This is a genomic window from Weizmannia sp. FSL W8-0401 (genome assembly GCF_038009125.1).
Lineage (GTDB): Bacteria > Bacillota > Bacilli > Bacillales > Bacillaceae_C > Weizmannia > Weizmannia coagulans.
Genome location: NZ_JBBPAG010000001.1, coordinates 1300944 through 1324570, shown reverse-complemented (window position 1 = coordinate 1324570; position 23627 = coordinate 1300944). Strand labels below are relative to the sequence as shown.

The window sequence follows — 23627 nt, the reverse complement described above, 5'->3', positions numbered from 1 at the left end:
AGGAAAAGAAGAGAAGCACCGGCCGGTCAGCCGATGCCCCTGTCATGAAGCAAGTTCTGCTAAAATATTGGAAAGTGTTTCAGCCAAATCCTCTTTTTTCACTTCGAGCACTTCCCCGGTTTTTCTGATTTTCACTTCGACGATTGCCTCAGCCGCTTTTTTCCCGACGGTTACCCGGACAGGCAGGCCAATCAGGTCGGAATCTGCAAATTTCACACCCGGGCGCTCGTTTCTGTCATCCATCAAGACGGTAAACCGTTTTTCAAGTTCCGCATGGAGCGTTTCTGCAAGGGCAGCTTGTTGGGCATCCTTCATATTTACCGGCACGAGATGCACGTCAAACGGCGCCAGATTGACAGGCCAAACGAGCCCTTTATCATCGTTATGCTGTTCGCACACTGCCGTTAAAGTGCGGGAGACGCCGATCCCGTAACAGCCCATCAGCATGACCTGTTCCCTGCCGTTTTCGTCTAAAAAGGCGGCGTGCATTGCCTCGCTGTATTTTGTGCCGAGTTTGAAAATATGCCCGACTTCTATGCCGCGCGCAAACCGGATCGTTCCCTTTCCGTCTGGGGACGGGTCGCCTTCCTGAATATTGCGGAGATCCCCGTATAAATCGACGCGGTAATCCCTCCCCGGATTCGCATTCACATAGTGGAAGTCATTCTCATTGGCGCCGCAAATGCCGTTTACCACATAACGGACGGCGTTATCGGCCAAAATCCGGATCTTCTCCGGCGCGCCGACAGGGCCGAGCGAACCGGGATCCGCCCCCATGATCGACTTGATGGCTTCCGGATCTGCCATTTCAATCGTTTCAGAACCGAGAAGGTGTTTGACCTTGACTTCATTTACGTCATGATCGCCCCTGACCAGCACGATTACATATTCGTCGTCCGCTTTCAGCACGAGGGTTTTCAGGCATTTTTCAGGATCTGCCTGCAGGAAGTCCGCAATTTGCGCGATCGTTCTTTGCCCAGGGGTCGGAATTTTTTCGAGCGGTTTTTCCGCTTCATCCGGCTTTGTGTAAACGGTCTTCACTTCCGCCATTTCAATATTCGCCGCATAATCGGATGAATCGGAATACGCAATGGTGTCTTCCCCGATTTCAGACAGCACCATGAACTCCTGCGTATCTTTCCCGCCGATCGCGCCCGAGTCCGCCAATACGGCACGAAAATCCAGTTTGCACCGCGAGAAAATATTGGTATAGGCCCGGTACATATCCTTATACGTCTCATCGAGGCTCTCTTGATTGGCGTGGAAAGAATACGCGTCTTTCATGATGAATTCCCGCCCGCGCAGCAAGCCGAAACGCGGGCGCTTTTCATCCCGGAATTTCGTTTGGATTTGGTATAAAGAAAGCGGCAGGCGTTTATACGATTTTACTTCGTTCCGGATTAAACTTGTGATCACTTCTTCATGCGTCGGCCCGAGCGCAAAGTCTCGTTCATGCCGGTCCCTAAGGCGCATCAGATCCGGTCCGTAAGAATACCAGCGCCCCGATTCCTGCCACAATTCCGCCGGCTGGAGGGACGGCATCAGCAATTCCATGGAACCGATGGCTTCCAATTCTTCACGGATAATCGCTTCAATTTTATGTAAGACTTTTTTCGCGAGCGGCAAATACGTATAAACGCCGCTTGCAATTTGCCGTATGTACCCGGCACGGAGCAGCAGCTGATGGCTTTTCACCTCGGCTTCGGCCGGTACGTCCCGCAATGTCGGAATAAACAATTTGCTCTGTTTCATACATCGCACTCCCGTATTCTTTTATTATAGATCAGTTGAGTTTGTAACGTTTATTTGTTTCTATTCCCCGATTCAGCAAACCAGGCCCGGGGTTGGATGATGAGAGATTGTAAATGAAAAGCCAGGCCAGGGTGCGTAAAAATGCAGATTTTAAAAGTAATCCAGCCGCTACAAATTGAACGAAGATTTGGCGCTGCTTGTGAAAACGGGCGGGCCAAACCGGGCTGATGGTGGACCAGCAATTCAAGTCCATTTTATAACCACATCCGTAAAGCAAACAAATTTACGGAGGAAGCAGGCCCTTTTGCAACAGGGCCCGCCGGAACCCCCTGCAAACCGGAAGCTTTACAAGAAAAATCTTTGGATATCATTCCAGGTGACAATGATCATCAACAGCATCAGGAGCGCAAAACCGATAAAATGGACGATGCCTTCTTTTTGCCGGTCAATCGGTTTGCCCCGCAATGCTTCGATTCCGAAAAACAGCAGCCTGCCTCCGTCTAAAGCCGGCAGCGGGAGCAGGTTCATAATCCCGATGTTGATGCTCAACAATCCTGCCCATTTAAACAAATAGATGATGCCCGACTTGGCGACGGTCTCTGTTGATTTATAAATGCCGACAGGGCCTGACAGCATATCAATGGAAAAGCCGCCGCTGATCAGGTGGCCAAGCAGTTTAAAAATTTCCACCGTCCAGACGTATGTCTGTGTAATGCCGTACGTGGCAACTTTCAGCGGGGAATGGTCAACCGGGCTGTTCACGCCGATTCTCCCGAATGTTTTCCCGTCCTCTGAAATGCTTTTTGGCGTCACCGGAATGTCCATTGTTTTGCCGTTCCGTTCCACTGTAAACGTGATTTTTTCATCAGGGTGTTTTTGGATGACGTCGACAATGTCATTCCACGTCGAGATTTCCGCACCGTCAATGCTGATCACCGTATCCCCTTTATGGAGCCCGGCCTTTGCCGCAGCACTGTCCTTTACAACGGTTCCGAGCACTGGATCGGTCATCGGCACCCCCTGCACCACCGCCATAAGGGTAAAGACAAGGGCTGCCAGGACGAAATTCATGAGTGGCCCGGCAAAAATCGTGAGCGCCCGCTTCCCGAGCGATTTGGAGGCAAACTGGCGGTCCCACGGCGCGATTTGCATTTCCATCCGGTCTTCGACAAGCACGGCATCCCTTTTCACTTTAAACGTCCGGAGGTGTTCATCATCGCCTTCTTCATAGCCTTTGATTACAAGCGCACGTTCCAGATCTGCAGATTCCGTTTCAATCATGCGCAATCCAGTATACCGGTCTTTTCCGTTCACCACGATTTTTTCAACGGCTTCGTTTTCATCGAAAAGCAGCCCAACCCGCTGGCCTGGCTTCAACTCCGGCATATCCGGGTCTTCCCCCGCCATCCGCACGTATCCGCCGATCGGAAGCAGGCGGATGGTATACTGCGTTTCGTTTTTCTTAAACGAAAGAATCTTCGGGCCGAATCCGATCGCAAATTCGCGGCATAAAATCCCGGCTTTTTTTGCAACAAAGAAATGCCCGGCTTCATGGAAAATGACTAGCGAACCAAAAATCAAAATAAAGGCTATAACTGTCGTCAAATGAATACCACCTTACTTTAAAATAGTCTCCGCCTTTTTCAGGAACTCCGGGGAAGCCCCCCGCTTACATGAGCGAGGCCACATAGTCCCGCGTCTCACGGTCAACGGCCCGGATCGTTTCCAAATCAGGGTGTATAATTACATTATGCCTTGCAAGCGCCTTTTCAATCAACTGATCAATTTGCAAAAACGCGATTTTTTCCTGCAAAAAGGCATGGACCGCCGCTTCATTGGCCGCATTCAGCACGGCCGGCATCGATCCGCCGGCTTTTCCGGCTTCATAGGCAAGTTTCAGGCAGTAAAATCGTTCTTCATCCATTTTTTCAAAATGAAGCCGGCCGATTTCCGCCAAATGGAGCCGCTTTGCATCCGGAAGCGGCAGCCTTTTTGGAAACCCGAGCGCATATTGGATCGGGATGCGCATATCGGGCATTCCAAGCTGCGCCTTCACACTGCCGTCACGGAATTCCACGAGAGAGTGGATGATGCTTTCGCGGTGCAGGATCGTATCAATTTTTTCAAAGGGAAGGCCGAACAGCCAATGTGCTTCAATGACCTCGAGCCCTTTATTCATCATCGTTGCCGAATCAACCGTGATCTTGGCACCCATCGACCAGTTCGGATGGTTCAGCGCATCTTTTACAGTGACAGTTTCAAGCTGCTCCCTTGTATAATCACGGAAGCTGCCGCCGGATGCGGTAATGATGAGCCGTTCGATTTCATTCCGGTTTTCCCCTTGCAAACATTGAAAAATGGCGGAATGTTCACTGTCAATTGGAAGAATGGCAGTGCCGGCGCGCTTTGCTGCATCCATAACGAGATGTCCAGCTGTGACGAGCGTTTCTTTATTGGCGATTGCCACGGTTTTCCCCGCCCGGATCGCCTCCAAAGTCGGCAACAGCCCGACACTGCCAAGCACCGCATTGACCAAAATATCCGATTCGGCATATACTGCCGTTTCGACCATCCCTTTTTCCCCGCAGAGTACAACCGGGCTGTCCCCGAATTCAGTTTTCAGCCGGGCACAGTCCTCTTTGTCAGCGACAGAGACAAGCGCCGGATGAAACTCCGAAATGATTTTCCTCGTTAAGTTAAGATTTCTCCCTGCTGAAAAAGCAGCGAGCCGGAATACTTCCGGATGGTTCCGGATCACATCCAGCGTTTGCGTGCCGATGGAGCCCGTCGCCCCTAACAGGCTGATTCGCTTCAATGTTTTCCACCTCTTTTTCTATCCCGCCATCATTTTTAAAAAATGGATAAGCGGGAGGACAAACAATAAACTGTCGAAGCGGTCCAAGATGCCGCCGTGACCGGGCAGGATCTTTCCTGCATCTTTTACCCCGTAATGCCGTTTATAGGCGGATTCCACCAAATCCCCGATCTGGCCGAAAACGGAGAGGACGACCGTGGACATCATGAGCCGCCAGAGCCCGAGGCCGATATTGGAGAAGAAAAAAAACAGCACAGCAACAACGGCAGCACACAGCACGCCGCCAAGCGCGCCTTCAACCGTTTTATTCGGGCTGATCTCCGGCCACAGCTTATGCTTTCCAAAAGCCCGCCCGATGAAATAAGCGCCGGAATCCGTAGCCCAAATGAGAAACAGGGCGTAAAGAATATAGGTAATGCCCACATCCGGCGCATTTCTCGTTTCAATAAAATAATAAAAACCGATGCCAACATAGATGGCGGACAAAATGTGGAAACTCGCCTGTTCAAATGTAAACCGGTTTTTCGTCACCACCATATAGGCGAGAAAAAGCAGCACGATCATATACACCAATTCAAGCTTGGAAAAGCCTGTTTGTGCGATGACATGCATATACTTTGATGGAAATAAAATCAGCCAGAGCAGCAGGACGGAAAGGATGCCGCCAAAGGAAAACAATGGCTGTTTTCCCATCCGCAACAGCTCGTACAGCGCGACGGTCGCCATGGCATACACGAGCAGGACAAACGGCCATTTCCCGTATATCACAAAAGGAATAAAAAAAGCTGCTGCCACGATGGCTGTGATGATTCTTTGTTTCATTCAGACTTCTCCTCACTTTTTAAACCGCCGTATCTTCGGGAACGTTTTTGATACTCTTCAATTGCACTTAAAAAATGTTCCTCATCAAAATCCGGCCATAACACATCTGTAAATACAAACTCCGTATATGCCAGCTGCCATAACATAAAATTGCTGAGCCGGATTTCCCCGCTCGTCCGGATTAAAAGGTCGGGGTCCTGCAGGCCGTGCGTCATTAAGTACTGGTGGAACACTTCCTCTGTCAGCTCGTTTTCATTCATTATACCATTTTTTACATCCATTAAAATATTTTTCACGGCGCGCATAATTTCATCCCTGCTCCCGTAATTCAACGCAAAATTGAGAATCAGCCCGTCGTTTTGCGCCGTTTCACTGATCGCTTTATTGATGGCCCTTTGGGTATGGGGCGGAATTTTTTCTTTGCACCCCATCATCTGCACTTTCACATTTTCCGCTTTCAGCTCGGGAAGATAAGTGGATAAAAATTCTTCCGGCAGCTTCATTAAGTATTCCACTTCCAATTTTGGCCTTTTCCAGTTTTCTGTTGAAAAAGCATAAAGCGTCAATACTTTGATCCCGAGCCGGTTGGCGGTACGGGTAATTTTCCGGACGGTTTTCATGCCTTCGTGATGGCCGGCCACCCGCGGCAAATGGCGTTTTTTCGCCCATCTTCCGTTGCCGTCCATGATGATGGCGACGTGTTCCGGGATGGCGGCAGCTTTCACTTTTTCGCCGCGGGCGATCGTGCCGCGGCCTTCTTTATCGAAAGATTTCCATCTTTTTAAATTCATATGCACATTTGCCCTCCAAATGGTATCCGCCTGCATCTCCATGCACGGTACCGCGGCCATACGGTGTTCAGTCGTTTCCGGCAAAAGTGGTATGGCCTTTATATTCCATTTGCCAACCTCTATTATAGAGAAAATGGATGCGTTTGTGTAGTTCTGTTTTTAAATGGTCCGGCCATTTGGTTTTGTGGCGTATGGAAAACCGGCTTTGTATCCCATTTTAAAGCGCGTGTGAAGCCCGTTTTCCCGGCAGTATGGCAAAGGTCTTTTGGAGCCGGAACTTTCCATGCTCCCGTGAAAACGCGCATTCCTGTTAACATAAAAAAACTTCCATTGGCCGCTTGCCAACGGAAGTTTTTTGTCCGGCAGTCAGACTTCCATGATTTCCTGCTCTTTTGTTTTTGTCATTTTATCGATTTTTTGGATGTGCTGGTCGGTGATTTTCTGGACGTCTTCCGCAAAGCCGCGGTGCTCGTCTTCAGTAATCTCGCCGTTTTTTTCCTGCTTTTTCAGCTCATCATTGGCATCGCGGCGCACATTGCGGATCGCAACTTTTGCTTCTTCTGCTTCTTTTTTGATGAGCTTCACCAGTTCTTTTCTCCGTTCTTCCGTTAAAGGCGGGATGGAAAGGCGGATCACGGATCCGTCATTATTCGGCGTAAGGCCGAGATCCGATTTTAAAATGGCCTTTTCAATTTCACCCAGCACCGTTTTATCATACGGCTGGATCACCATAAGGCGCGCTTCCGGCACGGAAATGGACGCAAGCTGGTTTACAGGTGTCCTGGCGCCGTAGTAATCTATCGTGATTTTATCGAGCAGGGCCGCGTTTGCACGCCCCGCCCGGATGGAGCCGAGTTCGCGCTGAAAAGCTTGGATTGCTTTTGCCATTTTATCTTTTGCAGTGTCAATGACCTGATTTGCCATCATATTTTCCCCCTAACGATTGTCCCAATGGTTTCGCCCAAGACGGCGCGTTTGATGTTTCCTTCCTCCATAATTGAGAATACTATAAGCGGGATGTCATTGTCCATACATAAAGAGGACGCAGTGGAGTCCATGACAGCGAGGCCATCTTTGATGACATCCAGATATGAAAGCTCTTCATATTTAACAGCGTCTTTGTCCAGTTTCGGATCAGCAGAATAAACACCATCCACATTATTTTTTGCCATCAAAATGACATCGGCTTCAATTTCTGCTGCACGCAGCGCGGCGGTCGTATCGGTGGAGAAAAACGGATTGCCGGTGCCGGCGGCAAAAATAACGACACGCCCTTTTTCCAGATGGCGGATGGCCCGCCTTCTGATATAAGGCTCTGCCACCTGGCGCATATCAATGGAAGTCTGCACGCGTGTTTCCACGCCGCTCTGTTCCAGGCTGTCCTGAAGGGCCATTGCATTCATGACAGTGGCGAGCATGCCCATATAATCGGCTGTTGCCCTGTCCATTCCCATCTGGCTGCCGATCTTGCCACGCCAAATATTGCCGCCGCCGACGACAATCGCCACTTCAACGCCAAGCTCGACAATTTCTTTTACTTGCCGTGCGACGGACTGGATGACCGTCGGATGGATCCCAAAGCCCTGCTCTCCGGCCAATGCCTCGCCACTTAGTTTCAATACGACACGTTTATATTTAGGGGTGTCCATTTTGAACCTCCAATATGGTTATGTAAAATTTCCCCGGTCCATCTTTGCCAGTAAACGGGGCATTTTTTTGCAAGGTTAAAATCCTGCTCCTGCCTTCTTTTAAAAAGAGGAACACACTGTGTTCCCCTTTTTAAAACTAGTTTTTCTTCACTTGATTCATGACTTCTTCAGCAAAGTTTTCCTGGCGTTTTTCAATGCCTTCGCCGACTTCATAACGGACAAAATCTGCCACTTTTGCGTTATGGGAAGCGACAAACTGCCCAACCGTTTGATCCGGGTTTTTGACAAACGCCTGGTCTGCCACACAAATTTCCTCGAAGTATTTCTTCAAGCGCCCTTCCACCATTTTTTCCACAATCTTTTCCGGTTTGCCTTCGTTCAGCGCCTGTTGTTTTAATACTTCGCGTTCATGGGACACTTCTGCTTCCGAAACCTGGTCGCGGGAGATGTATTTCGGATTCATCGCTGCCACGTGAAGGGCTACGTCTTTTGCAACAGAAGCATCGGTTGTGCCTTCAAGAACGGTGAGCACGCCGATGCGGCCGCCCATGTGAAGGTATTCGCCGAATGCGCCGTTATCTGTTTTCGTTTTCAGGGCAAAACGGCGGAGCGAAATTTTTTCACCGATTTTGGAAATCGCCTGTGTAATAAAATCATTGACAGTCGATCCGTTTGCCATTGTTGATTGTAAAGCGGTATCCAGATCGGCCGGTTTGCTTTTGAGCAAATGTTCAGCGATTTCTTTTACAAGGTTTTGGAATTCTGCATTTTTTGCAACAAAGTCTGTTTCAGCATTGACTTCGAGAATAACGGCGTGGTTGCCTTCGCTTAATACGTAAGTGGTTCCTTCTGCAGCAACGCGGTCTGCCTTTTTCGCCGCTTTTGCAATCCCTTTTTCACGAAGATAGTCCACTGCTTTTTCCATATCGCCGTTCGTTTCTGTCAGTGCTTTTTTGCAGTCCATCATACCTGCGCCGGTTTTTTCACGCAGTTCTTTCACCATTTGAGCTGTAATTGCCATCGGATTTCCTCCTTCAGGTTATGTACGTCTCCCTAAAAAAGGTGATAAGCACAAACCTTCTTATCACCTTTTTTCATTGGGATATTTTTGGTAAGGTGCGGTGCTGTCAAACCCCGGCCGGAAAACGGATCAGGCTTCGACAGTCGTTTCTTCCGTGCCCGCTGCTTCGCCGGATTCAGCCGAAACTTCAGCAGCGCCTTCTTCACCCTGTTTTGCTTCCACAATGGCATCCGCCATTTTGCTGGTCAAAAGTTTGACTGCACGGATCGCATCATCGTTTGCCGGAATGACATAGTCAATTTCATCCGGATCGCAGTTTGTATCCACAATCCCGATAATCGGAATGTTTAATTTTCTTGCTTCCGCCACCGCGATGCGTTCTTTGCGCGGGTCGATCACAAACAAAGCATCCGGCAGGTTCCGCATATCTTTAATGCCGCCAAGGAATTTCACCAAACGGTCGTGTTCTTTTTTCAACTGGACGACTTCTTTTTTCGGAAGGACATCGAACGTGCCGTCTTCTTCCATTTTTTCGATTTGTTTCAAACGGTCAATCCGTTTTTGGATCGTTTCAAAGTTGGTTAAAGTTCCGCCAAGCCAGCGGTGGTTCACGTAAAACATGCCGGAACGTTCTGCTTCATCTTTAACGGATTCCTGGGCCTGTTTTTTCGTGCCGACGAACAGAATATTTCCACCGTTTCCTGCAAGTTCTTTTACAAAGTTGTAAGCTTCTTCCACTTTTTTGACCGTTTTTTGCAGGTCAATAATATAGATGCCGTTCCGCTCCGTGAAAATGTATTTTTTCATTTTCGGATTCCAGCGGCGCGTCTGGTGGCCGAAATGGACACCGGCTTCGAGCAGCTGTTTCATTGAGATCACTGACATTTTATTTCCTCCTATGGTTTTTTTCCTCCGCCCCAATCCTTTTCAAAAGGAGACCGCTTAAAAGCAGCACCGTCCTTTAAATCATGAAGCGTGTGTGATAACACCAACGATTACTATAACATAAAAAAAAATGCGAATCAAGCATTATCCGCGTCCTGTCTGAAATTTTAGAAGCAGCTCGATTTCCGTGCGGCCTTTATTTAATTTTTGGGCAATTTCATCAACAGTATACCCGTTTTGTTGCAAATCATTCACTTTTTGCAAAAGGCTTTTTTCTTCCTGAAGCTGCCCTTCGCTTTGTTCCCCTGAAATTTGCCGGGCCGCATTCCGGTACGCCCGGTTTGCGGACGTCCGGATGAGCGCGTCCGGCTTCGGTCCCGCTGTTTCTCCTGTTTCAGGCGGCTTTTTTGTTTCTGGAGCCGGCTGTTCCGTTTCCGGCCCTGCTTTTTCCGCCGGCCCGGTCTCCTTCATCCTGCCTGCTTTCATTTTTTTGATAAAAGCATCGTTTTCTTCTTTTAGCTCCATCAGGTATACGGAAAAGATGTCTTCGATTTCCTTTACCATTTTATTGACGTTCTGTTCTGCCCGAGCAAAGCGGTTTTGCCGTAAATAGAGCAGGATGATGGCAAAAATGGAGAGCGCATTAAATAGGAAAGAAAGAATGAGGAAAAAAATAACCGTTTGATTCACCCCCTCTGATTACAGCAACCGTTTTTCCAAAATATTCCGCAGTTTATAAATGGCCTTCGAATGGATCTGGGAAATGCGGGAAGTGGAAAGCCCCATCACTTCGCCGATTTCTGTCAGCGTGCATTCTTCCTGATAAAAGAGGCCCAGCACAAGCTGCTCTTTTTCCGACAGGGCACGGATGGCCTCTGCCAGTTCCTTTACGGTTTCCTTCTTTTCCAGTTCGGATTCTGGCTGGCCATTATTCCGTTCCCCGGACACGAGCCGGGATGCCGCTTCCGGTTCATCATTGTCGGTGCCCGTTTCTTCTATTGACAGGACATTGGCAAAAAACTGTTCATTCATCGTTGTGCAGACTTCCGTTTCTTCCATGCCAAGCTCCAAAGCGACTTCTTTCGGAGAAACGGCGCGCAAGTATTTCTGCTCCAGCTTTTCAATGGCACTTTCAATTTTTTTCGCTTTTTCTCTCGTGCCCCTTGACAGCCAGTCTTCTTTCCGCAGGCCGTCCAAAATCGCGCCGCGGATCCGAAAAGAAGCATATGTATCAAATCTCAGTTCGCGGGACGGATCAAATTTGTTTAATGAATCCAAAAGCCCGAACATGCCGAGGCTTTTTAAATCCTCTTTCGATACGTTGCGGGGAAGCCCGGCGGCAATTCTTTGGACATGGAAAGAAACAAGCGGCATATATCTTTTCACAAGGGCATTCCCGGCTTCCGGATCACGGGATTTAAGCCACAAATCCCAGTCTTTCTGCTCTTCACCCTGTATTGGCTCCTCCGCCATATCGCATCCCTCCTTGTTGCCATTGCCTTTTCCCGAAAACAAAGGGGCGGCCCCTATTATATTTCGACAGATCCCTGGTTGACCGTTCTCACGGTCAGCACGGCATTTTCCGGGTTAAATTCAATCGTGCGGCCGCTTTTCCCCCCGGTATCTTCGGCCACCAATTGAATGCGGTACTTTTTCAGTTCGTGTTTTACAGCCTCGACATTGCGCGGCCCAATCCGCATTGCTTCATTCATGGAAGAAAAAGAAAACATTTCGGCTCCGCCGGCGATTTTTGCCAACAGCCTGCTCTGGTGGCAGCCTACGCTTTTCAGGATGCCGATCAGCTCAAAAATGGCGGTATCCGCAAATTTTGCTTTATTCATATGCTCCCCGTTCTTCGCAATGAAGGATGAAGGCAGCATCACATGGGCAAGCCCGGCTGTTTTGGCCGGCAAATCGTACAGGACGACGCCAACGCATGATCCAAGCCCGGTGGTCCTGATCAGGCCGGGAGAAGTGACAATCTTCATTTCCGCAATGCCCACTTTGACGATGTTCATTTCGCTATCCATTTAATTCAACCCTTAGCGCACGGAACAGGATTTCATAAGAATCCGGATCCGGAAAGAGGAAAAAATGCCCCTTCATATCGGAATTTTCCGCCTGCTCATCGCTCAGCACCGTATCAATCACGATGGCATAATCGCTGACCTGGGACAGTTCAATCAAACCGTAGCTGATAATGGATCCGAACATATCAATGCTGAGCGCCGGGACGGAAGGCAGCATATCCAGCTTCGTAAAATTGGAAAGCGCCGTTAAATAAGACCCCGACAAAATATTGCCCAGCTCCAGCATCGCCGACAGCCCGAGCTCCGGATAAGGCGGTTTTTCAAAAGAAAACGACGGATCTCCGATCATTTCTTTAATGAATCGTTCGCCCTGGGCAACCGGCACGATGAAAAAAATATTGCCGGGTGCATCGCCTTGAATCCGTAAAAACACGCTCACCACAACGAGCTCAGCACCGCCGATCAGATCCATGATTTCTTCAAAAGAAGCAATATGGACATCCGGAACCGTCATTTTGATTTTTTTATGCAGCAATTTGGAAAGTGCCGTTGCGGCATGCCCCGCTCCGATATTCCCGATTTCTTTTAAGACATCAAGGTGAAGATTTGTGATTTTATTTTTAATATCCATTTAAAATACCCCTATTGTAATGGCGTTAAAGTTTTTTCTAAATCAAGCAGCAGCAAAAGCCTCTGGTTTATATTCGCCACACCGGAAATAAAGTCCTCTTTGCCCGCGTTTACCACTTCCGGCTCGGGTTCCACTTTTTTTTCGTCGATATCCAGGACATCCGTCGCCTCGTCCACAAGCAGGCCCGTTTCAATCTCTCCAAACCGGACGATGATCAGCTTGCGTTCCTCCGTATCAGCGCCCGTGTCATCCTCCATGCCAAACCGTTTTTTCAGATCAATGACCGGGATAATGACACCGCGCAAATTCATCACGCCAAGTATAAAAGGAGCGGTAAGCGGCACTCTTGTAATATGCTGCAGCTTTTCAATGGCCAAAACCTGCGTAACCGGCAGGGCATACTCTTTATCATTTAACTGAAATACGATCACTTTCTCCAACGATCTCAACCTCTTTCCTGGGCAATGAAGTGGGCGGCAAGCACCCTGTTTTCTATTTAATCAGCGCATTGCTGTCGATGATAAGGGCAACCTGGCCGTTTCCAAGAATGGTGGCCCCGGAAATGGCAAATACATTCGTTAAATAATTCCCTAAAGATTTTAATACGATTTCCTGCTGGCCGATAAAGGCGTCCACCACAAACGCAGCCAGTTTTTCCCCTTTCCGCACAATCAGTACGGAGACATATTCATCATTTTGCTTTGCGTCCGGAACTTCAAATATTTCATTTAAAAAGACAAGCGGCACCACTTTGCCCCGGAAATCGATCACTTTTTGGTGATGCGCTTTTAATATTTCGCCCTTCTTAATAATGGCCGTCTCTACAATAGAGGATAACGGGACAGCATATTTTTCCGTCCCGATTTCCACGAGCATGACGGAAATGATCGACAGGGTAAGCGGCAGCTGAATCGTAAAGACGGATCCGCGCCCTTCTGCGGAATGGACAGAAATCGAGCCGCCCAATGATTGAATAGTTGATTTCACCACATCCAGCCCGACACCACGGCCGGAAATATCAGATACATGGTCAGCGGTTGAAAAACCGGATTCAAAAATCAGGTTATAAATCTGGCTGTCTGTTAAACTGCCGGCTTCCTCCTTTTTGACAATGCCTTTTTCAATGGCTTTTTCCAGCACTTTTTCACGGTTAATGCCGGCGCCGTCGTCTTCGATTTCAATAAACACATGGTTGCCGCTGTGGTAAGCTTTTAACGTAATGGTCCCTGTTTCCGGCTTTCCTGCCCGCTTTCTTTCTTCCGGTTGTTCAATGCCGTGGTCGCACGAATTCCGGATCAGATGGACAAGCGGGTCGCCGATTTCATCAATGACGGTGCGGTCCAGTTCTGTTTCGGCACCGATAATGTCGAGATCCATTTTTTTGTGCAATTCTCTTGCCAGCTGGCGGACAAGCCGCGGAAAACGGTTAAACACCGTTTCGACCGGCACCATCCGCATGTTCAAAATGATCGTTTGCAAGTCGCCGGAAATTCTGGACATCCTTTCAACGGTTTCATTGAGCTCCGGATGGTTCACTTCTTTTGCAATTTGTTCGAGGCGCCCGCGGTCAATGACCAGCTCTTCAAATAGATTCAGCAGATTATCCAGCCGCTCGATGTTCACACGGATCGTCTTCGTTGTATGTTTCTGTTTTTGCGGATGCTTTTTCGCCGGTTTTTGCGGCTGCTTTTCCGCTATGTCCGGTGCAGCCTGTTTTTTCTCTTCTGCTGCCGGTTTCTCGGGTTCTGTCGTTTCCAGGTGTTGTCCGCTCTCCGGTTTTGAGAGGGTCACGGTGCTTGCTTTGACATCTTCAATCTCTGATACTTTACAGATTTTTTGGCGGATCTCTTCCCTGTCCTCTTTTGAGATCAGCGTCACCTTAAATTCATTGTCGAACTGCTCTTCTTCCAGCTGGTCGGCCGGCGGATCGGAATGGATAATCTCGCCGCATTTTTCAAGGATATCAAATACCATGAATACCCGCGCCGCTTTTAAAAGGCAATCGCTGCGCAATGTTACCGTGAACTGGTAACAGCTGTACCCTTGTTCTTCTGATTGAACAATCACGGCCTGTTCATACTGGTCAAATTCGTCTTCCTCTGTTTCCGCCTTTTCCGCTGTGGCGGCCGAAGCTTCTTTCTCCGCCTTCTTCTCTCCGGCCGAACCCTGTTCTGCCGCTTCCAGGCGGGCGATTGTCCCGCTCACATCCATTTTGCCGTCCCCGCCGTTTGCAACCGATTCCATCATCGCTTCCAGATGGTCCACCGCAGTAAAAATCACATCGATAATGTCCGGTGTTACAGACAGCTTCCCGTTCCGAATGGCATCAAGCACATTTTCCATCTTATGAGTCAGGTTGGCGAGGTCTTCATACCCCATTGTTGCCGACATCCCTTTCAATGTGTGGGCGGAACGGAAAATTTCATTGACAATTTGCAAGTCATCCGGGCTTTTTTCAAGCAGCAGCACATTTTCGTTTAACGACTGGATATGTTCCCTGCTTTCTTCAATAAACACTTCCAAGTACTGGCTCATTTCCATCTATACCACACCCTAATCACTAATAAATTTCATGATTGCCTCCGCAATTTTTTCCAGCGGCAAAACTTCATCCACCACTTTCGCGGCAATGGCACTTCTCGGCATGCCGTAAACGATGCAGCTTTCTTCCGCTTCGACAATCGCTCTTACATGCCCGCGATTCTTTAACGCGATCAAACCTTTTGTTCCGTCTGAACCCATCCCGGTCATGATGACGGCAAGTGTTTCATAGTTTTTCAGCATGCTCACCGATTCAAATGTTTTATCCACAGCCGGCCTGTGCCCGTTAACCGGCGCGGATTGCTCAAGCCGGATAAAGAGATGTGCGCCGCGCGCCTCCACGCCCATATGGAAGTCCCCGGGCGCCATATAAACCGCCCCCGGCTTGAGCATTTCGCCATCCTCGGCTTCTTTCACCCTGATGTTTGAAATGGCATTCAGCCGGCTGGCAAGCGACTTTGTAAATCCGCTTGGCATATGCTGGACAACCAGAACAGGCGCTTCCAAATTCCCGGGCAGGGAAGAAAGGACGGTTTGCAGGGCGCGCGGTCCTCCGGTCGATGTTCCGATGCAAACCAATTTTTTCCGTGCTATCCGTCCGCTTTGAACAGGATCGGACAAAGGTTGCGTGTTTTTTTCCGGTTCGCTTCCTTTACGTTTTTCCCATTTCACAAATCTGCCCCCTGTTTTTCAAAACTGTCATTCATTGCCCTGTTATTGCCATGCATGTTTAATGTTTCAGCAAAAGCCCCTTCAGTTTCCGCATAAATACCGGGGCGCGCGGGCCGAGCCCGTCCGGATTGCCAGATACATAACGGTTAAGCAATTCATCGATTCTTCTTGCAGCCGCTGAATGCGGAAATGCACTGTAAAACGGCAGCTGCCTTGATACGGCTTTTTTTACATGCGGATCTTCCGGCACAACGCCGAGAATGTTTACTTCTTTTCCTAAAAATTTCCTGACTGTAAATTGAAGCCTGTTTAACGTCAACATCCCGTCTTTTTCTTTTTCCGCCCGGTTGCAAATTAAATATAGGGAGGTGCTGAATTGCTGCATGTAAATATATTTCATCATCGAATAAGCATCGGTAATCGCAGTCGGCTCAGGAGTTGTGACAATAAAAATATCATCAGCCGAAAGCAATACTTTAAGGCTTGAAGGCGCGGCGCCGGCACCCATATCGAAAATGATGTAATCAAAATCATACTGGAGCAGTTCGAGCTCTGTGACAAGCCTGCTTACAGCAGCTTCTTCCATCTCGACAATTTGAGCAAACCCGTTGCCGGCTGAAATATAGGAAATGCCGGCCGGCCCGCCGCATATAATTTGGGCAAGCGGGATATTCCGGTTGATAAAGTCCGAGATCGTATACGACGCATCAAGCCCGAGCAGAACATGGATATTGCCCATGCCGACATCCAGGTCAAATAAAAGGACTTTTTTCCCCTTTCCCGCAAGTGCCATTGCCAAATTAACCGAAATATTGGACTTCCCGACCCCGCCCTTTCCGCTTGCGACGGCGAGCGTTTTTGCCGGGACCCCGTGTTGCATTTTTAACTTTGCGCGCAGCTGTTCTGCCTGGTCTCTCATTTGCCGTTCTCCCCAAATACGTATTCGGCAAAAATACCGGGGGTTGCCTCGAGCATATCATCCGGGACATCCTGGCCGTTTGTCACATACGCACAGCCTTTTCCATACTGCTCCATTAAATTGACCGCAGCGCCGTAAGTGGATGTCTCATCCAGCTTGGTGAAGATAAACCGGTCAATCCTGATGCTTTGAAAACTGTCAACAACTTCTTTCATATCTTTCTCTTTCATCGTTAAAGACAGCGTCAGAAAGGTGTCCATTTCCGCTTGAAAATCGATAAGCCCAGAAAGTTCACGGACATATTGCCGCTCCCTGTAATTCCGGCCGGCGGTATCGATAAAAATGCGGTCAAAATCGGAAAATTTATCGATCGCTTTTTTGAAATCGGACAATTTATAGATTACTTCAAGCGGAACATTCAGCAGGTTTGCATACGTTTTTAATTGTTCAATCGCTGCAATCCGGTACGTATCCGTTGTAATGAAAGCAATTTTTTCTTTTCTTTCGAGCACGGCCCGGGCAGCCATTTTGGCGAGTGTCGTCGTTTTTCCGACACCGGTTGGCCCGATCAGGTTCACGTACTTTCTCCGGCTTCCCCCGTAAGTAAAACGGGACAGCTTTTTTTGAAGCAGTGCCTTCGCTTGTTTTAAAATTTCTTCTTCCGCCAGATTGCCGTTTGCTTTCTCCCATTCTTCATACAGGGCATCCCCGATCTCAAGCAGCAACGATTCATCCAGCCCTTGCTGCGAACCTGAGTTTAATCGTTTTTGAACCGGCAGCGGATACTTTTGGTAAGCGGGATTGGCAAATTTCGACACTTCACGGACCACTTTTTTCAGCTCTGCGATTTCTTTTTGCAGGCTTTCTTTTTCGGAACGGGCGGAAGCATCCGGCGCGCGCGCGGGTTTTTCACCCCGTTCGGTTTTCAGGCTATAGGCGGGGGCCGTTTGTACCGTGCCATTTTTTCCGGCATCCGGATCAACAGCTGCAATCACTTCGATGTTGCGCTTTTTCATAAATCCGAGAAAGCCTTTGCGCTGGACCACTTTTGAATTTAAAATGACGGCCTGGTCCCCGAGCTCAAGGCGGATCTGTTTCATTGCTTCAGACATATTGGGCGCCATAAACTTTTTGATTTTCATTCTATGTTCACCAGCCCTGTGCTTTGTACCTCAACGTTTGCTTCCAGTTCATTATAGGAAAGAACCGGCACCTGGGGAAAGAACCGTTCAATCATTTGCCGCAAATACATGCGGATGGCAGGCGAACAAAGGATGACCGCGGAACTGCCGGTCAGCGATACCCTCTCAACCTGCTGTGAAACGGATTCCACAATTTTTTGCGACACGGACGGATCCAGAGAAAGATAGTTGCCGTGCTCCGTGCGCTGGATGCCGTCCGCAATCAATTTTTCCACTTTTCCCGAAACGGTGATGACTTTTAATTGCCCGTCTTGCGCATATTGCGCTGTAATTTGCCGCGCAAGGCTTTGGCGGGCGTATTCCGTCAGCAAATCAGTATCTGTTGTTAATTTACCATAGTCGGCTAACGTTTCAAAGATAATCGGCAGTTTTCGGATGGAAACATTTTCTTTCAAAAGATTCGCCAGCACTTTCTGGATATCGCCGACGGACAACGGGTTCGGTGTCACCTCTTCCACAAGCACCGGGTACGACTCTTTCAAATGGTCAATCAATGCTTTTGTTTCCTGCCTTCCGAGCAGCATATACGCGTTTTGACGGATCATTTCCGTAATATGGGTCGAGACAACCGTCGGAGGATCCACGACCGTATAGCCCATCATTTCCGCCTGTTCTTTTTGTTCTTCCGTGACCCATTTTGCCGGCATTCCAAAAGCCGGCTCGACCGTCTCAATGCCTTCAACGGAGCCGTCATCTTCGCCGGGTGCCATCGCCAAATAGTGGTCGAGAAGAAGCTCGCCTTTGGCAAGTTCATTCCCGTTTATTTTCAACCGGTACTCATTCGGCTCAAGCTGGATATTATCGCGGATCCGGACAACCGGAATGACAACGCCGAGTTCGATGGCGAGCTGCCTGCGGATCATGACAATCCTGTCAAGCAAATCGCCTCCCTGGTTGGCATCAACAAGCGGGATCAGGCCGTAGCCGAATTCGAATTCGATCGGGTCAATATCGAGCAGGCTCATGACGCTTTCCGGGCTTTTCAATTCTTCAGGCTGGAGTTCTTCCGCTTTCTCCGCGCTTTCCTGTTCCGTTTTTTTCGGGACTTGCTGAAGCCGGAAACCACCGATGAAAAGAGCCGCTGCCACCGTCATAGTTAAAAAATCATTAATCGGCGTAAACAGGCCAAGCAAAAAAATCGTGCCTCCCGCGATATACAGCATTTTTGGATAAGACAACATCTGCGCCATTACGTCCTGGCCAAGATTGCCGTCTGATGCCGCCCTCGTGACCACGATCCCGGTTGCTGTGGAAATGAGCAGCGCCGGCACCTGGCTGACAATGCCGTCCCCGACGGTCATCAGCGAAAACTGGCTCGCGGCATCACTGATGGAGAGGCCGAGCTGGGTCATGCCGATAATGATCCCGAAAATAAGATTAATGAGAACGATAATGATGCTGGCAATCGCATCGCCTTTGACAAATTTGCTGGCACCGTCCATCGCGCCGTAAAAATCCGCTTCCCGGCTGACTTTTTCCCGGCGGGCGCGCGCTTCCTGGTCGGATATCATGCCGGCATTCAAGTCCGCATCAATGCTCATTTGCTTGCCCGGCATCGCATCGAGCGTGAACCGGGCTGCCACTTCAGCCACCCGTTCAGCGCCTTTTGTAATCACAATAAATTGGATAATAATCAAAATCGTAAAGACGACAAGCCCAACGACGATGTTGCCGCCGACAACGAACGATCCGAACGTCTCAATGACCCCGCCGGCATTGCCGGTGGAAAGGATCGAGCGGGTGGTTGAGATATTCAGTCCGAGCCGGAATAAGGTTAAAATGAGCAGCAACGACGGAAAGACGGAAAACTGGAGCGGCTCTTTCATATTCATTGAGATTAAAAGCACCATTAATGCAAGAGAAATATTACATATAATTAAAAAGCTCAATGCCCATGTCGGAAACGGGATAATCAGCATGGTGACGATTAAAATGACACCTGCGATCACGGGAATATCTCTCAAATCTCTTGCACTCATACGGTTTCTCTCCTAACTTGCATGAAAAAGCTTAAATTTTATGCTTGATTTTGTATACGTACGCCAAAATTTCCGCTACTGCTTTGAAAAACTGTTCCGGAATGCGTCCGCCAACTTCCACCTGCTCATAAAGTGCCCTCGCCAGCGGCCGGTTTTCCAGCATCACAATGTCATGCTCTTTTGCGACCGACTTAATTTTTTGAGCAAGGAAATCCGCCCCTTTTGCCACAACAATGGGCGCATCACTCTTTGCTTCATCATACCGGAGGCAGACGGCAAAATGCGTCGGGTTGGTAATGACGACATCGGCATTCGGCACTTCCTGCATCATTCTCTGCATGGCCATTTCCCGTTGTTTTTGCCTGATTTTTGATTTAATCAGCGGGTCGCCCTCCATGTTTTTAAATTCTTCCTTGATTTCCTGTTTGGACATCCGGATATTTTTTTCAAAGTCAAAACGCTGGTACAAATAATCAAGAACGGCGAGCACAAACAGCGCAACGGAGGCGCTGATGCCGGTTATGACAGCGAGATGCCCGACTGCACCCAGCGTATCGCCCGCGCTTTTAAACGGCAGGCCTGAAATATCCTGGATGTTGGTCCAAATAACGTAAAAAGCGACGGCACCGACCACTGCCATTTTTAAAACGGATTTTAACAATTCCACAAGCGCCCGGATCGAAAAAATCCGTTTTAATCCGGCGACGGGATTGATTTTGTTTATATTCGGTTTCAGCCCTTCGCCGGTAAAAAGGAGGCCGGTTTGGGCCACATTGCCGATCACGCCGGCCAAAAGGGCAACGGCCATGACTGGCAAAAGCATCGAAGCCAGCTGTTTCATGACGCCGGTCATCAATTTGCCAACGCTTTGCTCCGTGACATCCTGCAGCATGTATTTTGAAAAGGCCTGGCGGAAGAGCGCCATCATCGGGCTTCCGATCGAGGAGGCCCCGAAATACAAGAACAGAAACACCGCCAGAAGCATGACGGCCGTTACGATATCCTGGCTTTTGGCCGTCTGCCCCTTTTTGCGGGCATCACGCCGTTTTTTCGGCGTTGCCTTTTCTGTTTTCTCCCCTGCGAAAAACTGCAAATCGAGTGAGAGGTGCTTCAAACGGATCCCCCCAACAGTGCCATACAATTCCGCATCGCAACAAACATCCATTCAAACAGATGTTCAACTGCAATATAAAGCGTGCCCATTGCCACCGCCAGCGCGATCAAACTAACGGCAATTTTGACCGGAAAGCCGACTACAAAAATATTAAGCTGTGGCACGGTCCGGGCGATGATGCCGAGCGCAATGTCCGTTAAAAACAGGACGGCGACAACGGGTGCCGACATTTGAAAAGCGACGAGAAACACACGGGCCAAAAGTGTTGCCAAATATTTTGCAAGATTGAAAGACCCGAGATGGATCCACGCCTGATCGAGCGGGATAAACGAATAGCTGTAATAAATCCCGTCCAAAAGCAGGTGGTGCCCGTTCAGGGAAAGCAATAAAAGCAGCGCAAAACTGTACAAATATTCCCCGGTAAGCGGCGTTTGCGCCCCTGATTGCGGATCAATCACATTGGCCATGGAAAACCCTGCCTGAAAGTCGATAAACGTGCCGGCCAATTGCACGGCCGACAAAATGAAATAGGCTGTAAAGCCAAGCAGCAGGCCGACAAGTGCTTCCTTGATCATCAGCAAAAAATAGGCACCGTCCATGGTGAACGGTTTGGCATGGATTGTGTACGTCACAAGGACGGACAAAAAGAAACCAAGGCCGATCCGGAACCGGGCCGGTACGCTCCTGTGGGAAAACAACGGCATCATGATAAAAAAAGTTGTGACCCTGATGAAAACGAGTAAAAATATGCTGAATGACGGAATCAGTTCATCCATGTGTTAACCTATATATTGTGTTAAATTGGATAAAATTTCTTTTGTGTATGTAAGCATGTGGCTCAGCATCCACGGGCCAAGCAGTACGAGGCCGAGCAGCACCGCAACAATTTTCGGGACAAATGCCAGCGTCTGTTCCTGGATTTGCGTTGCAGCCTGGAAGATGCTAACAATCATGCCGACGACAAGCGCAATCAACAAAAGCGGGCCGCAGACCATAAAGGTCACCATGATGCCTTTTTCGGCCAGTGAAATGACCATTTCCTCACTCAATCCATTCACCTTCTTTAAAAACTTTCAAGCAGCGACTTCACAACAAGATACCATCCGTCCACGAGCACAAACAATAAGATTTTAAAAGGCAGCGAGATCATCACAGGCGGCAGCATCATCATCCCCATGGACATCAGGACGCTTGCCACGACCATATCGATGACAAGAAAAGGAATGAAAATCATAAAGCCCATTTGAAAAGCCGTCTTTAATTCGCTGATCGTAAATGCCGGAACAAGCGTTGTCATTGGAATATCCTGCACTGACTTTGGCTGCTTTTTATGGGCATAATCTAAAAACAGCTGCAAGTCTTTCTGCCGGGTCTGTTTCGCCATAAATTCCTTAAACGGCTTCTGGGCTTTGTCATAAGCCTCTTCCAGCGTCACTTTATCATGGAACAACGGCGTGAGCGCCTGTTTGTTTACCTGTTGAAACGTCGGGGCCATGATAAAAAACGTCAGAAACAGCGCAAGCCCTACGATCACCTGATTCGGCGGGGCTGTCTGCGTGCCGAGCGAAGTCCGGACAAAAGACAGGACAATGACAATCCGCGTAAAAGAAGTCAGCAGGATTAAAATACTCGGGGCCAATGAAAGAACGGTCATAAGCAAAAGGATTTTGACCGAAAGGGAAACCGTATCGCCGGATGTGCTGCTTAATGTATTCAACAACTCATTCATCGTTCTGTTTCTCCTTCTCCCTTTGTTCCAGTTCTTTCATCGCCTGCGCCCGCTCCTCCCTGATCGCGCTGATTTGCGATTTCAGCAAATGCCCGAACGGGGTTGCTTCTGTTTTTGCCCCGGTTTCCCTGTTTTTCACAGCTTTTATGAGCCTTGTCGCAATATCGCGCGGTTCCAGTTGCTGCTCGAGCTTTTTATTGTACTGGTCAACGAACTGCCTGACCTCTTCCTCGTCATCAATTTCTTTGACAAGCTGCACATCGTCCCCGACACCTAAAATAAGAATCCTGTCCCCCGCTTTTACAATTTGCAGCGACTTGTTCCCGCCCAAAGGCGTGCCGCCGAAATTCTGTATCATTTTACTGCTTTGATAGGCACGGCTTCTTTTGTTGACAAATTTTAAAACAAAGTATAGTAAACAAATCACGAAAATAAGTGCGAGGATCATCCGCGCAATATCCCCGAAGGTTACCGCCGGATTTGCCGTTTCCGATTGTTTAGCCCCACTTTCGGATTTTCCGTCCGATTGTTTTTGGCACTGTTTCGGATGGTCGATGCATTCTTTCACATTCCCGTTAAAAGAAGCCGCAAGGGCATTGCCGGGTGCCGGAAACCCGTACAACAGGTAAAGCAGAATTCCAAGCAGCACCAGCCCCTTCGTCACTTGGCTTTGCAAATCACTGTCACCTTCCTGGCATCGTCAGCCGAGCGTTTTTTGGATGGCCTCGATCACACGGTCAGCCTGGAACGGTTTGACGATAAAATCTTTTGCGCCGGCCTGGATGGCATCAATAACCATCGCCTGCTGGCCCATTGCCGAGCACATGATGACTTTTGCATCCGGGTCGATTTTTTTAATCTCCTTCAGTGCGCTGATCCCGTCCACTTCCGGCATTGTAATATCCATTGTCACAAGATCCGGCCGGTGTTCCTTATATTTTTCGATTGCTTGTGCGCCGTCTGCCGCTTCAGCGACAACGTCATATCCGTTTTTTGTCAGAATGTCTTTAATCATCATGCGCATAAACGCAGCGTCATCTACAATCAAAATTTTCTTTGCCATTTGGATCTTCCC

25 protein-coding genes are annotated in these 23627 nt (G+C 48.8%); all 25 read right to left on the bottom strand.

Annotated features, from left to right (window positions below; all coding sequences use genetic code 11):
* Nucleotides 1-42: 42 nt before the first annotated feature.
* The 25 genes from NSU00_RS06275 to NSU00_RS06155 all read right to left on the bottom strand — a co-directional run bounded on the left by NSU00_RS06275 (nucleotide 43) and on the right by NSU00_RS06155 (nucleotide 23615).
* Nucleotides 43-1752 carry a proline--tRNA ligase gene (locus NSU00_RS06275; protein ID WP_019721105.1) on the bottom strand — a complete coding sequence of 570 codons (1710 nt, stop codon included), beginning with the start codon at nucleotides 1750-1752 and terminating at the stop codon, nucleotides 43-45.
* A 345-nt stretch (nucleotides 1753-2097) separates the two neighbouring features.
* On the bottom strand, nucleotides 2098-3357 hold the full coding sequence (rseP, locus tag NSU00_RS06270) for an RIP metalloprotease RseP (RefSeq protein WP_019721104.1): 1260 nt from the start codon (nucleotides 3355-3357) through the stop codon (nucleotides 2098-2100).
* A gap of 64 nt (nucleotides 3358-3421) precedes the next feature.
* Nucleotides 3422-4567, bottom strand: a complete 1146-nt coding sequence (locus NSU00_RS06265) for a 1-deoxy-D-xylulose-5-phosphate reductoisomerase (RefSeq protein ID WP_340702547.1) — start codon at nucleotides 4565-4567, stop codon at nucleotides 3422-3424.
* Between the two features lie 18 nt (nucleotides 4568-4585).
* A complete protein-coding gene (locus NSU00_RS06260) occupies nucleotides 4586-5389 on the bottom strand; it encodes a phosphatidate cytidylyltransferase (RefSeq protein WP_029141559.1) in 804 nt (267 codons plus the stop codon).
* Nucleotides 5386-6180 carry an isoprenyl transferase gene (locus tag NSU00_RS06255; RefSeq protein ID WP_029141560.1) on the bottom strand — a complete coding sequence of 265 codons (795 nt, stop codon included), beginning with the start codon at nucleotides 6178-6180 and terminating at the stop codon, nucleotides 5386-5388. Before NSU00_RS06255 ends, NSU00_RS06260 begins: the two co-directional genes overlap by 4 nt.
* Before the next feature lie 366 nt (nucleotides 6181-6546).
* Nucleotides 6547-7104, bottom strand: coding sequence for a ribosome recycling factor (gene frr, locus NSU00_RS06250; RefSeq protein ID WP_026104870.1), 558 nt, complete (start codon nucleotides 7102-7104; stop codon nucleotides 6547-6549).
* The gene (gene pyrH, locus NSU00_RS06245) at nucleotides 7104-7829 is read right to left on the bottom strand and encodes a UMP kinase (RefSeq protein WP_013859120.1); all 726 of its coding nucleotides are present in this window, start codon (nucleotides 7827-7829) and stop codon (nucleotides 7104-7106) included. The genes frr and pyrH overlap by 1 nt, the downstream gene beginning before the upstream one ends.
* A 136-nt stretch (nucleotides 7830-7965) precedes the next feature.
* Nucleotides 7966-8850: a translation elongation factor Ts gene (tsf, locus tag NSU00_RS06240; RefSeq protein WP_029141562.1), complete on the bottom strand. Its 885-nt coding sequence runs from the start codon at nucleotides 8848-8850 to the stop codon at nucleotides 7966-7968.
* A 129-nt stretch (nucleotides 8851-8979) separates the two neighbouring features.
* Entirely contained in the window at nucleotides 8980-9735 is a 756-nt protein-coding gene (rpsB, locus tag NSU00_RS06235) for a 30S ribosomal protein S2 (protein WP_017554490.1), read from the bottom strand.
* Between the two features lie 144 nt (nucleotides 9736-9879).
* Complete coding sequence (locus tag NSU00_RS06230; RefSeq protein ID WP_029141564.1) at nucleotides 9880-10425, bottom strand: hypothetical protein; 546 nt, start codon at nucleotides 10423-10425, stop codon at nucleotides 9880-9882.
* Nucleotides 10426-10434: 9 nt separating this feature from the next.
* On the bottom strand, nucleotides 10435-11208 hold the full coding sequence (locus tag NSU00_RS06225; RefSeq protein WP_013859116.1) for a FliA/WhiG family RNA polymerase sigma factor: 774 nt from the start codon (nucleotides 11206-11208) through the stop codon (nucleotides 10435-10437).
* A gap of 56 nt (nucleotides 11209-11264) precedes the next feature.
* Nucleotides 11265-11765 (bottom strand): chemotaxis protein CheD, encoded by a 501-nt coding sequence (locus tag NSU00_RS06220; protein ID WP_029141565.1) that lies wholly within the window; start codon nucleotides 11763-11765, stop codon nucleotides 11265-11267.
* Nucleotides 11758-12396, bottom strand: coding sequence for a chemotaxis protein CheC (locus NSU00_RS06215; protein ID WP_029141566.1), 639 nt, complete (start codon nucleotides 12394-12396; stop codon nucleotides 11758-11760). The genes NSU00_RS06220 and NSU00_RS06215 overlap by 8 nt, the downstream gene beginning before the upstream one ends.
* 11 nt (nucleotides 12397-12407) lie before the next feature.
* Nucleotides 12408-12836 carry a chemotaxis protein CheW gene (locus tag NSU00_RS06210; RefSeq protein ID WP_019721099.1) on the bottom strand — a complete coding sequence of 143 codons (429 nt, stop codon included), beginning with the start codon at nucleotides 12834-12836 and terminating at the stop codon, nucleotides 12408-12410.
* A 52-nt stretch (nucleotides 12837-12888) separates the two neighbouring features.
* Nucleotides 12889-14937, bottom strand: coding sequence for a chemotaxis protein CheA (locus NSU00_RS06205; RefSeq protein ID WP_340702546.1), 2049 nt, complete (start codon nucleotides 14935-14937; stop codon nucleotides 12889-12891).
* Between the two features lie 12 nt (nucleotides 14938-14949).
* On the bottom strand, nucleotides 14950-15609 hold the full coding sequence (locus NSU00_RS06200) for a CheB methylesterase domain-containing protein (protein ID WP_340702545.1): 660 nt from the start codon (nucleotides 15607-15609) through the stop codon (nucleotides 14950-14952).
* Nucleotides 15610-15667: 58 nt separating this feature from the next.
* Nucleotides 15668-16528 (bottom strand): MinD/ParA family protein, encoded by an 861-nt coding sequence (locus tag NSU00_RS06195; RefSeq protein ID WP_013859110.1) that lies wholly within the window; start codon nucleotides 16526-16528, stop codon nucleotides 15668-15670.
* Nucleotides 16525-17670 (bottom strand): flagellar biosynthesis protein FlhF, encoded by a 1146-nt coding sequence (flhF, locus tag NSU00_RS06190; protein ID WP_017554483.1) that lies wholly within the window; start codon nucleotides 17668-17670, stop codon nucleotides 16525-16527. Before flhF ends, NSU00_RS06195 begins: the two co-directional genes overlap by 4 nt.
* Complete coding sequence (gene flhA / locus NSU00_RS06185) at nucleotides 17667-19709, bottom strand: flagellar biosynthesis protein FlhA (protein WP_017554482.1); 2043 nt, start codon at nucleotides 19707-19709, stop codon at nucleotides 17667-17669. The genes flhF and flhA overlap by 4 nt, the downstream gene beginning before the upstream one ends.
* A 31-nt stretch (nucleotides 19710-19740) precedes the next feature.
* Nucleotides 19741-20823 (bottom strand): flagellar biosynthesis protein FlhB, encoded by a 1083-nt coding sequence (gene flhB, locus NSU00_RS06180; RefSeq protein ID WP_081110525.1) that lies wholly within the window; start codon nucleotides 20821-20823, stop codon nucleotides 19741-19743.
* Nucleotides 20820-21599: a flagellar biosynthetic protein FliR gene (fliR, locus tag NSU00_RS06175; protein WP_340702544.1), complete on the bottom strand. Its 780-nt coding sequence runs from the start codon at nucleotides 21597-21599 to the stop codon at nucleotides 20820-20822. Before fliR ends, flhB begins: the two co-directional genes overlap by 4 nt.
* Nucleotides 21600-21602: 3 nt before the next feature.
* Nucleotides 21603-21872, bottom strand: a complete 270-nt coding sequence (gene fliQ, locus NSU00_RS06170; protein WP_014095440.1) for a flagellar biosynthesis protein FliQ — start codon at nucleotides 21870-21872, stop codon at nucleotides 21603-21605.
* A gap of 14 nt (nucleotides 21873-21886) precedes the next feature.
* Nucleotides 21887-22552: a flagellar type III secretion system pore protein FliP gene (fliP, locus tag NSU00_RS06165; protein WP_013859103.1), complete on the bottom strand. Its 666-nt coding sequence runs from the start codon at nucleotides 22550-22552 to the stop codon at nucleotides 21887-21889.
* Entirely contained in the window at nucleotides 22545-23228 is a 684-nt protein-coding gene (locus tag NSU00_RS06160; protein WP_013859102.1) for a flagellar biosynthetic protein FliO, read from the bottom strand. The genes fliP and NSU00_RS06160 overlap by 8 nt, the downstream gene beginning before the upstream one ends.
* Nucleotides 23229-23252: 24 nt before the next feature.
* The gene (locus tag NSU00_RS06155) at nucleotides 23253-23615 is read right to left on the bottom strand and encodes a response regulator (protein ID WP_013859101.1); all 363 of its coding nucleotides are present in this window, start codon (nucleotides 23613-23615) and stop codon (nucleotides 23253-23255) included.
* Nucleotides 23616-23627: the final 12 nt, after the last annotated feature.